Annotated in this window: 12 protein-coding genes; 9 read left to right on the forward strand and 3 right to left on the reverse strand. The window is 27.1% G+C overall.

Annotated features, from left to right (window positions below; genetic code table 11):
* The 4 genes from J2Z24_RS01480 (at position 1) to J2Z24_RS01495 (ending at position 3329) form a co-directional block, all read left to right on the forward strand.
* On the forward strand, positions 1-540 hold the full coding sequence (locus J2Z24_RS01480; RefSeq protein ID WP_035150218.1) for an RNA polymerase sigma factor: 540 nt from the start codon (positions 1-3) through the stop codon (positions 538-540).
* Positions 537-968 carry a hypothetical protein gene (locus J2Z24_RS01485; RefSeq protein WP_035150220.1) on the forward strand — a complete coding sequence of 144 codons (432 nt, stop codon included), beginning with the start codon at positions 537-539 and terminating at the stop codon, positions 966-968. The genes J2Z24_RS01480 and J2Z24_RS01485 overlap by 4 nt, the downstream gene beginning before the upstream one ends.
* Positions 961-2016 carry a hypothetical protein gene (locus J2Z24_RS01490; RefSeq protein WP_035150222.1) on the forward strand — a complete coding sequence of 352 codons (1056 nt, stop codon included), beginning with the start codon at positions 961-963 and terminating at the stop codon, positions 2014-2016. Before J2Z24_RS01485 ends, J2Z24_RS01490 begins: the two co-directional genes overlap by 8 nt.
* Positions 2017-2645: 629 nt before the next feature.
* Positions 2646-3329 carry a phosphoribosylaminoimidazolesuccinocarboxamide synthase gene (locus J2Z24_RS01495; RefSeq protein WP_035150225.1) on the forward strand — a complete coding sequence of 228 codons (684 nt, stop codon included), beginning with the start codon at positions 2646-2648 and terminating at the stop codon, positions 3327-3329.
* Between the two features lie 30 nt (positions 3330-3359).
* Here J2Z24_RS01495 and J2Z24_RS01500 read toward each other — a convergent pair whose 3' ends face one another.
* Together J2Z24_RS01500 and J2Z24_RS01505 are read right to left on the reverse strand one after the other, a co-directional pair.
* Entirely contained in the window at positions 3360-4517 is a 1158-nt protein-coding gene (locus tag J2Z24_RS01500) for an anti-sigma factor (RefSeq protein ID WP_035150485.1), read from the reverse strand.
* Entirely contained in the window at positions 4510-4926 is a 417-nt protein-coding gene (locus J2Z24_RS01505) for a sigma-70 family RNA polymerase sigma factor (RefSeq protein ID WP_242990846.1), read from the reverse strand. The genes J2Z24_RS01500 and J2Z24_RS01505 overlap by 8 nt, the downstream gene beginning before the upstream one ends.
* A 478-nt stretch (positions 4927-5404) precedes the next feature.
* Here J2Z24_RS01505 and J2Z24_RS01510 point away from each other — a divergent pair, with 478 nt between their 5' ends.
* From J2Z24_RS01510 to hisS, 3 genes are all read left to right on the forward strand, one after another.
* Positions 5405-6400: a YiiG family protein gene (locus tag J2Z24_RS01510; protein ID WP_035150228.1), complete on the forward strand. Its 996-nt coding sequence runs from the start codon at positions 5405-5407 to the stop codon at positions 6398-6400.
* A 9-nt stretch (positions 6401-6409) separates the two neighbouring features.
* Positions 6410-7393 (forward strand): YiiG family protein, encoded by a 984-nt coding sequence (locus J2Z24_RS01515; protein WP_035150231.1) that lies wholly within the window; start codon positions 6410-6412, stop codon positions 7391-7393.
* Positions 7394-7619: 226 nt separating this feature from the next.
* Complete coding sequence (hisS, locus tag J2Z24_RS01520) at positions 7620-8939, forward strand: histidine--tRNA ligase (protein WP_035150234.1); 1320 nt, start codon at positions 7620-7622, stop codon at positions 8937-8939.
* A 146-nt stretch (positions 8940-9085) separates the two neighbouring features.
* Here hisS and pepF read toward each other — a convergent pair whose 3' ends face one another.
* Entirely contained in the window at positions 9086-10882 is a 1797-nt protein-coding gene (gene pepF, locus J2Z24_RS01525) for an oligoendopeptidase F (RefSeq protein ID WP_035150236.1), read from the reverse strand.
* 187 nt (positions 10883-11069) lie between these two features.
* Here pepF and J2Z24_RS01530 point away from each other — a divergent pair, with 187 nt between their 5' ends.
* Complete coding sequence (locus J2Z24_RS01530; protein WP_035150238.1) at positions 11070-11756, forward strand: response regulator transcription factor; 687 nt, start codon at positions 11070-11072, stop codon at positions 11754-11756.
* A gap of 18 nt (positions 11757-11774) precedes the next feature.
* Positions 11775-13166, forward strand: coding sequence for a sensor histidine kinase (locus J2Z24_RS01535; RefSeq protein WP_035150240.1), 1392 nt, complete (start codon positions 11775-11777; stop codon positions 13164-13166).
* Positions 13167-13173 lie beyond the last annotated feature (7 nt).

The raw sequence follows: 13173 nt of genomic DNA on the forward strand, positions 1-13173 counted from the left end.
ATGAATGATGAAGAATTAATAATTCGTGTGAGAGAAGGAGACAACCTTGCCTTTGAAGCATTAGTAGGTAAATATAGAAATAGTGCTGTGTTGTTTGCCTATGGATATCTTTCAGATTTCCATATTGCAGAGGAAGTTGTGCAGGATGCTTTTGTAAAGTTATATCTTTCCATTGATAAATATGATTCTAAAAAGGCATCTTTAAAGACATATCTCTTTACAATAGTTAAAAGGCTTTGTATTGATAGCATTAGAAAAAAAAGAGTAGATATTGTTCCATTAGAAGATAATATTAATTTATCCAATGAAAATATTCCCGAGGAAATAATAATTTGTAAAGAAGAGTATGAAATTTTATTAAAGAACATAGAAAAACTTAATGACAATTACAAGAAAGCTATTATTTTAAGGGATTATGATAATATGAGCTATGAAGAAATAGCTCATATTATGGATAAAAGCTTATCTAGTGTAAAATCTTATATACATCGTGGTAGAAAGAAACTTTTTAATTTTTTTAGAAAGGAGTGTGGAAAATGAAGTGTAAAGAAGCCATAGAGAAACTTGATATGTATACCATTGAGGAGATAAATAGCGGAAATATAGATGATGATATTAAAAAACACATTGATAAGTGCAGTCACTGCAAAGGGTATATAGAGTTACTTAATAAGACAAGAACGGTAATTGGTGATTTGAAAGAAAGCCAGCTTAAACAGTATGAAACAATTAAAATGGATAATAGAGAGTTTAATAATGAAATATGGCAAAAGATAAGACAAGCTAACAATAAGAAAAAACATTTTACATTTGTATGGATAGAGGTTGTGATAGCTGTTTTACTTACTATAATATCATTAATAAAACCACAGCTTGTTTCTAGTGAAATTATAAAATTTTTTACAGTAATCCTTATGATATTTGGAATGATTTATACAAATTATAAAGAGGTTGAATTTGATGAGTAATTTTAAGAAAGAATTTAAAAATATATTAAAAAAACCTTTATATTGGTTGTTTATATGTGTAATAGTTCTTGTTTATACTACAGAGGTTATACCTGCAATAAAGATATATGGACCAGAGGGAAAAAATATGGATTTTTCTACTGCCTGTGAAAAGACAACTATGGATATGGCATACCAAAATACTAAATGGATATATAAAAATCAATGTATTATTTTTGATAAACGATTATTGGGATTTAATATAGATTATAAAAAGGTTGACATAGATAAGGGTACAAAAGAAAAATTAAAGAACATGTTAGATCAATTTGATAAAGGACAAATCACATATACAAAATATAGAAGTGATATTGATGATATATGCAAAAAGCTACAAAAACCTAAAGAAGGAATTTTTTCATATACGTATAGTTATTTATATTGTGAAAAACCTTTAAATACCCAGGAAAATTATATAAAGTTTAGAAAAGAAATAGATGATGTAATGAAAAATATGAGTTTTTCTAAATATACTGCCACATTTTTTGCAGATATTTTAGGGATTACCATTTCAGTATTTCCTATTTTTCTTATAGGATTTTTGTATAAAAAAAGAAGAACTAATTTAGTGTCCTACTATTTTGCAATGTGTTTTAATTTAGTTTTATTCTCAATTATTTTGGCAGGGGTTACTTATGGTGTTTCAGTAAATATTGCAAACTTATATGGATGGTCAGTAAATATAACAGATTTTTTAAATCCTGTATTTATATGGATTATTCCTACAATACTTTATTCAATAGCGGAAATGATGCTTTTAAGTCTCTTTGTGAAAAATGGATATATAGCTGTTGCAATTCAATTTGTTTATGTTATTACAGCAATGTCTTTTGATATTAACCTATCTTCATTTGTAATAAGGTGGAATTATTATTTATACAGTGGATATGTAAATGAGTTAAATAACTATAGTTCAATTATATATTATAACAGGCTATTATATATGTTAATTGCCAGTGTGTTTGTATATATAATTCATAAAATGAATTGTAGTAGAAGTTTGAAATAACAAAAAGGTGCTGTATTTCTTAGTTTTTAAATCTTTTTTTAATCTCATTCCGATGAAGTTTTAATTGAAGAAGTATTAAAAGGGAACCAAGTGATTCTAAGACTCAGGTGGAGTTTGATTCTCTCCATCTGAGTCTTAGAAGAACTTATCCAGGGGCGTGTCAGCCGTTATATCCCACCTAAAGAGGATGGGAGTGTTGCGGATGGTAGCTGTCGGATAAATCTGCTATAAACCTTTTAAGTAAAAGATATTATAAAATTATTTTTGCTTATGTGTACAGAAATATAGGAGAAAAACAAAGTTCTTAAGTATGTATGTACGATTAAAATGAAATTAGCAAAAATATCTGTATCATATCGAATAATAGTATTGATTTAAACAATAAAGTTGGTATATAATGAAAAGTGTAGATTATATGGAAATTTTTATCTAATAACTACCCGCTCTAATACTCCCATCTTCTTCAAAGTGGGAGTAAAGAGCGGATACGTTCCTGGATAACGATTTCCCCTAAAGGATAACGACTTCTAAGGAGTAAAACTCCTAAGAAGTCTGTTAATAAGTTTCGGAGGGAGTAAAAACTCCCTCTAAAGCCAAGGATTCTGTTTATTAGATAAGGAGTGAAGAAAATGAAGCTTGTTTATAAAGGTAAAACAAAGGATGTATTTCAATTAGAGGACGGAAATTATTTGCTTAAATTTAAGGATGATGTAACAGGAGAAAATGGAGTTTTTGATCCAGGTGCTAATACTGTTGAATTAACTATAGAGGGAGTAGGTAAAGCAGGACTTAGATTAACTAAGCTGTTTTTTGAAAGGTTAAAAGGAGAAAAAGTACCTACGCATTATATAGACGCAAATATAGAAGAAGGTACAATGAAGGTAAAACCAGCTGTATTATTTGGAAATGGTCTTGAGGTAATTTGCCGTTATAGAGCAGTGGGAAGCTTTATGCGTCGTTATGGCATGTATGCAAAAGAAGGACAGGAATTAGATGCTTTTGTGGAAGTTACGCTTAAAGATGATGCTCGTCAGGACCCACCAATTACTAAAGATGCTCTTGAGATGTTAGGAATACTTTCATCAGATGAATATAAAGTATTAAAGAATCTTACTAAAAAAATATGTGGTATAGTAAAAGATGAATTAATGAAAAAAGGTATAGAATTATATGACATAAAACTTGAGTTTGGAAGAGTAGGAGAGGATAACCATATTGCTTTAATAGATGAAATCTCAGGGGGAAATATGAGAGCATATAAGAATGGAGAATATATAGAACCATTGAAGTTAGAGAAATTAATGCTTGAATAGTAAAATAGCACCCATATGGGTGCTATTTTACTATTCTTCCCAGTTCCACAGTTGTACATCACCTACATTAATCCCTTTAATCCATTGTTCTTGCTTTAGTTTTAATATTTCTTTCGATGGTCCGGTTATCACCATTCCATATATTTTGACTCCATTTGAGTGTATATAATCTATTCGTTTTTGTAAATCTAATTTAGAAATTGAAGATACTTTACTAGTAATTTTATTATGCTGATTCAAGAAATCTAAAGTTTTTATAAAGTTTTCATTACGCAATTTACCACTGCCATAAGCATCAACACTAGGTGAAGATTTGCTTTTAAATACGATTTTACTAAATAATATACCTTTTTTTTCTGTTTTAGTGGTTAAAGTCATATCATCACTATGCCAAATAGGATTATATGGGAAACCTATAGGCTCATCTATAAAATCTTTATATTCAAAGCCTGTGTCTACAGCAAACCAGACAGGTGATACTTGTTTGTGTTCAAATTTTTTTAATATCTCATCAGTTTCATAAAATTTATCAAAGGAAATAGAAGCTTCTGCTACAGTACCTTCAGGAAGTTTCTCGAGTTTTTTCCAATCTTTAACCATCGCATCATTATTTGATGACTTAGGATAGGAAAAAAACAATCCATTATTTTGAGTATTCAACCAATTTTTTTTCGGATAGCCTATTTTTCCAAGAAAAAAATTTATATTTATCTCTCCAGTTCTAATATAATCTGATCCTATATGTTTCTCTAATTCTCCAGTTATTTTGGCTGTAAAAAATGAACCTATACTTGTACCACTTGATCCAAATTTTACATTAGGTTCTGTTATAGCAATAGTAGATGTAACCACATCTCTGTATATTTCCATACGATTTGGTTCTCCACTGCCATAAAATATTGAGGTAATAATTCCGGAAATAATAGTAAATATAATAAATATACCTATAACAGTAAAAGCATTTTGCATCCTTGCCTTCCACTTGCTAATTTTTATTATTTTAGCTCCATTTTTGTGTTCAAAACATGTTTCTTTACTGTTATTTTTATCATCCATATTTAGTTGTTCATCTAAGAACTCTTGATAGTCCTCAAGTTTTTGAAGTTCTATCTCAATTGATTTTTTTTCATCATCAGATAGATTACCTTCTGTATAATCTTTAAGCTTTTGTTTAAAATCTTTATTCAAAAATATCATTCCTTTCTACTTTATTTCTTATATTTTGTCTTGCTCTAAATAGCAAAACTTTAAAATAAGATAAGCTTATGTTCATAATTTCTGATGCTTCTTTATAGGACAATCCGTTAAAATCACAAAGTAGTATAGCCTGCTTCTGATTTTCAGGCAGTCTGTCTATAAAATAGTTAATCTCCTTAAGCTTTTCTTGCATTAACACTTTATTTTCTGTAGTTTTATTATCAGCAATGTTATTAAAAAATTCATTATCTTGAGAAAAACTACGTCTATCTTTTCTTATAAAATCCATGTATGCATTATATGCAACCCTAAAAAGCCATGGTCTTATTCCATTAGCAGGACAATCTTCAAAATACAAATAAGCCCTAAGGAATGTTTCCTGCATTATATCTTCTGCAATATATTCATTATGGCATAGAGATAGGAGATAGCGCGGTATACGTCTACCATAAATGATTGATATATATCATCTAGTGTATTTTTTTCACTTACCATACCTCCTTCAATGTAATAACGTATGTAACTGGAAAATGTTACAGAAAAATAATAAATTTTATTAATAATAAAAATTGCTTTCTACATCAAATTATTTAATCATTACATCGGGTATAATTAAAAAACGTTCAATAGAAAAACATTTTTTAGCTGTTTTTTTTATTACTTGAACAATTTTAGAATATAAATGATTTGCATTTTGAACTGATATTTATAGGCTAATAAATAGTTTTTTGTTATTTTAATGGGGGTAAAAATGAAAAAATTATAGTATTATTAAAAAATAAATTAAACTAAAGGATGAAGGGGAAAAGAAAATTTACGATAAATCTATGGTGAAAATTAATCCAATATTAGAATTACATGATTAGGGAGGAAAAATAGTGTTAAAGAAAATTTTATCAAGTATTTCAATTTGTGTGGCAATGTGTTTATTATTAACTTCTTGTGGTTCAGCTGATAAATCAAAAGCTGTGAGTTCACAAGAAGATACAAAAAAATATAATAATTATGTTACACTAAGCAATTATATGACTGGATGGCTAGATACTGCCTTGGCTACTTATTTTAATAAGTTTGGAATTGAAAATGAAATTATAATAAAAAAAGGTTTTGATGGATTTAATGGAGTACCTATTTTAGATGCGCATAAAAATGATTTAGATAAGGCTTTAGAATATGCTTCAAAAAAGCCTTCATATGGAGAAACTGATGCTAAGATAAAAGTATTACATCCAAAAATGAAAGAACTAATGAATACTTTAGGGGAAATACAAAGTTACTACAAATCAAAAGGTTTTATAGATGATAAATTTGCTAAAGGTAAAGAATTACATAAAAAAGTATGTGCTCAGTATAAAGAATACGATGCTTTAGCAGAAAAGTTTTTTACTAGTTTTGATACTATAACTGAACAAAAGAAAAAGGAAGATTTAGATAAGCTAAAGAAAAATGATATGATGATAAGATACTATGCAATGAGTATTTTAAATAGGGCACAGGATATAGAAATGTCTTTTTATAAGGCAAAAATTAATGATAACAATATTTTAAATTATGATGTTAATAAATATAAAGAAAAATATGATTTGTTAACAGAAGATATAAATAAGTTTATTGAATATTCCAAGGATGATGAGAGAAGAAAAAAAGAGAAGATTGCTATTATACCAACCTTTAGTAGTGATGTAAAAAGAGTAAAAGTTACTGCTACAGACATTATGGAAGTTTTAAAAACAAAAGATACCACTATAAACAGTACCACAAAAGGAAAGGTTACAACAGGTGGAAAAAATGCTCTTTTACATGAATTTAGCAGAATAGTATCTAACATGGTTGATTCTTATAATAATATGATTAACACGAAAGTAGTAGATTAAGGTGATATTATGTTTAGAAAAATTGCATTAGCTATATTAATGTGTATGGGTGTATCTTTTATTACTACTTCTTGTGAATATAAAGAAAAAAAATTAACTATAAAAAATAAAGTAATTTCAGAAAAAACAGATGAAAAGTATAATGAGAAGTATAAAGCTTATGCAACCTTAGATACATTTATTACTGGAAAATTACAGGAGTCTTTAGAATATTATTTTTTAAAGTTTGGAGATACAGAAGAATTTAAGAGAGACAAAAATGATAATCTTTATAATGGTATTCTTTTAGAATTTAACAAGAAGGAATTAGAAGAGGCTTTTAGTTATTATTCAACAGAACCGCGTTTTGATAAAGTTGATAATTCTCTAAAGGAGCTTCATCCTAAATTTAAAGAGTTAATACAATATTTAAGTGATGCAGATACATATTATAAATTAAAATCTTATGTAGATGATGATTTTGTTAAGGGAAAAGAACTGCATAAAAAAATATACTATCAATATATTAAAGTTAAACCTTTGAACGAAAAATTTAGTTGTGATTTTGGAGAATTTTTTAAAAATGATAGTAATAAGAAGTTAGAAGAATTTAAAAAAAATGATTTTATGATAAAATACTACGCCTTAAATACTTTATTAAAAGCTAAGGAGTTGGAAAGTGAGCTTCAAAGACAAAAGGTTAATAAGAATAATATGGGAAGTTTAGACATTAGTAAATATAAAGAAAAATATAACTTGTTGGTTGCAGATATGAATAAATTTCTACAGTATTCCAAGGATTCCAATAGAATAAGAAAGGAAAATATTGACCCAGCTTTTCCATATATAATAATGGATGTTAAAGCTTCAGCTACTGATATTTTAACAAAAGCCAAAGGAAAGAATAATAATTCATATGGAAGTTCAAGTTATAGAAGAAATCAGGAAGGAACTACAGAATATTTTTCAAATAAAATCAAAGAAGCTATTTTACAATATGCTAAAATGAAATAAAAACACAATACAATTTAATGGAACAACAATAATAATGTTGCTCAATTATATTAGCATGTTTGATTTATCTATTGGTAAATTAGACATGCTTTACTATTCATAAAAAAAATTCTATGTTATAATATTAAGCTAAAGGGATATAATTCATTAGAAAATATTTGAAATTGGTATTAAATTAAGTTAAAATATTAATAATTTATCATACTAAAGCAACGGAGGGATATATATGAGTAAGGATATTGTAAAACCATCAATATTACCAGGTTTTATGGAATTACTTCCATCAGACCAATTAGTTTTTAATAAAATGATGGATACTATAAGACATAATTATGAAAAGTTTGGATTTATACCATTAGATACTCCAGCTATAGAAAAATCAGAAATACTTTTAGCAAAGGGCGGCGGAGAAACTGAGAAGCAAATATATAGATTTATGAAAGGAGACACAGATCTTTCTTTAAGATTTGATTTAACAGTGCCTCTAGCAAGATATGTATCTCAACATTTCTCAGATTTAACTTTCCCTTTTAGAAGATATCATATTGCTAAGGTTTATAGAGGGGAAAGAAATCAAAAGGGACGTTTTAGAGAATTTTATCAATGTGATATAGATATTATAGGAAATGGAAAGCTAAGCATTATAAATGATGCTGAAATTCCAACAGTTATATATAATACTTTTAAAGATCTTGGATTTGAATCTTTTACAATTCATATAAATAACAGAAAAGTTTTAAATGGATTCTTTGAATCTTTAAATGTTACAAATAAAGTGGATATTTTAAGAACCATAGATAAATTAGATAAAATAGGTAGAGGAGCTGTAATTGAAGAGCTTAAGAATTTAGGACTTGAAGACTTAGTAGTAGAAAGAATAATGGAGTTCATTAGCATAAAGGGTAAAAATGATGAAATATTAGCTTCTTTAAAGAATTTAGGAATAGAAAATGAAATATTTAAAGAAGGATTAGAAGAACTTACTCAGGTTGTTAATTATATAAGATGTTTCAATGTTCCAGAAAAGAACTTTAATATAGATTTAACTATAGCAAGAGGATTAGATTATTATACAGGAACAGTATATGAAACTATTTTAGATGATTATCCCAAAATAGGAAGTGTATGTTCTGGTGGAAGATATGATAATCTTGCAGAATATTATACTGAACAAAAGTTACCAGGAGTAGGTATATCTATTGGATTAACTAGATTGTTTTACCAATTAAGAGAAGCAAAAATCATAGGAGAAAATGCATCATCAACTCTTTCACAGGTATTGATAATTCCTATGGATAACCTTATAGAAGAGTCAATTAAGGTTGCTAGTAAGCTTAGAGAAAATGGAATAATTGCAGAAATGTACTCAGAGGATGCTAAAGTAGGTAAGAAATTTGGATATGCAGATAAATTAAACATACCTTTTGTAATATTAATAGGACCTGATGAAGTAAAAGAAAATAAAGTAACTCTTAAAAATATGAAAACTGGAAATCAGGAAACTTTACCTTTAGAAGAAGTAATAACATTGATAAATAATAAGTAGTTAAATAATTTTTGATATACAAAAATCATTATATGGGGCTGCCGCACTAAGAATAAAGGTCACAACATATTGTATTTGTTATTAATTTACAAAGCAATATATTGTATGTAAATTTCTTAATGTCACAGTCCCATAATTCTTAATTTTTAGATTGTGTTTTCCATCATATTTAATAGTTCATCAAATCTTTTAATAGTATCTTCTATTGGCTTAGAGGTTGTCATGTCTACTCCAGCTTTTTTAAGTATGTTAATAGGATAATCGCTACCACCACTTTTTAGAAATCCTAGATATTTTTCTAAAGCTTTGTCTTCACCATTTAATATTTTATTGGCAAAGGAATTAGCGGCAGCGTAACCTGTAGCATATTGATAAACATAAAAATCAGAATAGAAATGAGGAATTCTAGCCCATTCTATATCTATTTCTTTATCTATAACTATGTCTTTTCCAAAATATTTTACATTTAGTTCATGCCATATATTACATAAATCTTCACTAGTTAGAGGAATCCCATTTTCTAGTTTTTCATGAGTTGATTTTTCAAATTCTGCAAACATAACTTGCCTAAAAACTGTAGTTCGTATTTGTTCTAACTGTTGATTTATAAAGTATAATTTTTTGTTTTTATCTTTCTCTATATTTATTAAATGATTTATCAAAAGGCATTCATTTGTAGTAGAAGCTACTTCTGCACAAAATAAAGTATAATTTGAATATATATAAGGTTGATATTTTTTGGAATAATAACTGTGGATAGAGTGACCCATTTCGTGAGCTAATGTGGATACATCATTTAATTTGTAATTGTAGTTTAAGAGTATATAAGGCATTGTATCGTAGGAACCAGATGAATAGGCTCCCCCTCGTTTACCTCTATTTTCAAAAATATCTATCCAGCCATTTTCAATTCCTTCTCTAAAAATACTTAAGTATTCAGGGCCTAAAGGGTTAAGTACATTTTCAACAATTTTTATAGCTTCATTAAATTCTATATGAACATTAGGTGTTGATACAATAGGAACATATAAATCATACATGTGCATTTCATCAAGTTTTAATAATTTCTTCTTTAAATTTACGTATCTGTGAAGAGAAGATAAGTTATTATTTATGGTTTCTATAGTTTTATTATAAACTTCTATAGGAATATTATTAGGTTTTAAAGAACTTTCTAAGGAAGAATTAAATTTTCTAATTTTTGAGTTAAATATAAAGTTTTTTATAGAAGAGGTAAGAGAAATTGCAAAGGTGTTTTTATATTTATTATAGGTATTAAATAAGGCTTTAAAGGCAATTTCTCTAACTCTTCTATCTTTAGAAGAAATATAAACAGAATAATTTTTATCTGTAAGTTCTATTTCTTCATCATTCTCATCTTTTATTTTAGGGAAAGTAATATCTGCATTAGATAACATACTATATATATTTCCAGGAGATTCAAGACATTCTGAAACAGAAGCCATTATATTTTCTTCTTCCTTACTCAAAGTATGAGGCTTTAAATTTAAAATGTCTTCTATTAAGAAAGTATATATTTTTAATTCCTCTACTTTTTGTATTTCTTCTAAAAGTTCATTTTTAGGTATAGAAAGTATTTCAGGTATAAAGAAAGATGTATTTGCTAATATTACAGGGAAAAAGGTATCTATTTTAGATTTTAAGCTTTGAAAAGTTGTATTTGTTGTATCTTCATCAGATCTACAATGAGCAAATACAGCAAGTTTTTCTCCAAGTCTTAAGATTTCTTCATATAATTTATAATAGGATAATAAATTCTGACCAATATGCAATTTGCCTTCATATTTAGTAATGTTGGGAACTATTTCCTTTAGTTTATTAAAGTCATTTTCCCAATCTGCAATACTAGCATAGATTTTTTCTATTTGCCATTTATACATGGAATCCATTTCTTCTCTAGATTTTAAATTGTTTTTTTCCATAAATACGCCTCCTAAAAAATTTTAATTGTAAATATTTAAATTATTCTCATATTATTTATAAATTATAACATAGTTTTCTATGAGAGAAATTTTGTAATTTCTTTGTAATGAATATTTTAAGCTTTAGTGATAGAATATAATCGAATCATATTGTTGACAAACAATTATATTATAGGGTGGGATTCATATGAATAAGATATTATTAGTTGAAGATGAAATGAGTATAAGAAGCTTTTTAAAAATAAATTTTGAAAGAAATGAGTTTAGGGTTATAGAAGCAGAGTCGGGAGAAGAAGGTGTAAGAAAGGCAAAATTAGAAAAGCCTGATATAGCTATATTAGATGTTATGTTACCTGGTATAGACGGTTTTAAAGTTTGTGAAATTTTAAGAAAAGAATTTTCTAATATGGGTATAATAATGCTTACAGCTAGGTCTCAGGATATGGATAAGATAATGGGACTAGAATTTGGAGCTGATGATTATGTAATAAAACCATTTAATCCATCAGAATTAATTCTTAGAGTAAAGGCACTTCTTCGTAGGATGGAATTACCACAAAATGAAAAAGAAGATACCTTATATAGTCAACCATTTAAAATAGATACTTATTCTCAAAAGGTATATAAAAATGATGAAGAAATAGATGTAACACCTAAGGAATACTTATTGATGAAAATATTTGTTGAAAATGAAGGAAAGGCTTTTAGTAGAGATGAGCTTTTAGATATAGTTTGGGGATATAACTTCATAGGTGATTCTAAAATAGTGGATGTAAATGTTCGTAGGTTAAGAGCTAAGATAGAAGATAATCCATCTCATCCAATTTATATAGAAACTGTATGGGGAAGAGGATATAGATGGAGAAAATCTTAAAATTAGATAGGAGCAACTATGAAAAGTATAAAGAAAAGATTGTTAACAAATTTCATGCTTATTATAGTAACTAGTGTAATGGCTTTTGAGATTATATTGATAAATTTTATTAAGAGATATTATTATAATAACGCTGAAGAGATTTTATCAAATCAAATAATGATTTCATCAGATTTTTATTATAGATATTTTTCTAATAACTCTTTAGAAGAAAATGTAATGGATAATGTAGATGTATTTTGGAAACAAACTCAGGCTCAAGTACAAATTATAAATAAAGATGGAAAAGTATTAATGGATTCTATTGGAATAAAACCAAAGGAGGCTATTAATACAAATGATTTTAAAAAGGCTTTAAATGGAGAGAAAGGAAAATGGATTGGAAATGTAGATTATGATGATGCTAGGGTTATGGCTATAGCATATCCATTGAAATCGGATGGAAACATTGTAGGAGTGCTAAGATATATAAGTTCACTTAAAGAAGTAGATAGAGCAGTGAGAAAAGTTTCTTTGTTATTTTTAACAATAGGAACTATAGTAATAATTATAGTAGGCATATTTAGTATTTTTTTAGCAAATAGCATAATAGGACCTATAAAACAGTTAACTAACACTGCAGAGAAGATGGCTAATGGAGATTTAAAGGTAAGAAACAACAAAGTAGTTGATGATGAAATAGGAAAACTTTCAGATACATTAAATTATATGGCAGAAGAAATACTAAAAAAAGATCAGTTGAAAAATGAATTTATATCATCAGTATCTCATGAGTTAAGAACCCCACTTACAGCAATTAAAGGATGGGCAATTACGTTAAACACAGATAATTTAGATGATGAAAATTTAATAAGAGATGGACTTAAAATAATAGAAAATGAAAGTGATAGACTTTCATCAATGGTAGAGGAGCTGTTAGATTTTTCTAAACTAATTTCAGGAAAGGTTACTATAAAAAAAGAAAAGGTAGATTTAAAATGTATTATTGATTATATAGAAAAATATTTAGGTCCTCGTGCCAAGAGAGAAAAAATAGATTTTATAGTAGAGTATAATTATGATATATCCCAAATATTTATAGATAGTAATAGAATAAAGCAGGTATTAATAAATATTTTGGATAATGCTTTTAAATTTTTAAAAGATGATGGAGAAAGAAAAGTTTTATTAAAAGTCCAAAGAGAAGATAATTATTTAGTTATTTTAATTAAAGATAATGGAACAGGAATTAGCAAAGAAGATTTACCGAAGGTAAAAGAGAAATTCTATAAAGGAAAAAGTAGTAAATCACAAAATGGTATAGGATTATCTATATGTGATGAAATAATTAAAATGCACAATGGTTTTTTTAATATAGAAAGTGAATTAAATGTGGGAACAACAGTTTATATTAAATTACCTAATTCATAGAAATTAT

It is taken from the genome of Clostridium tetanomorphum, assembly GCF_017873215.1.
Lineage (GTDB): Bacteria > Bacillota > Clostridia > Clostridiales > Clostridiaceae > Clostridium_AO > Clostridium_AO tetanomorphum.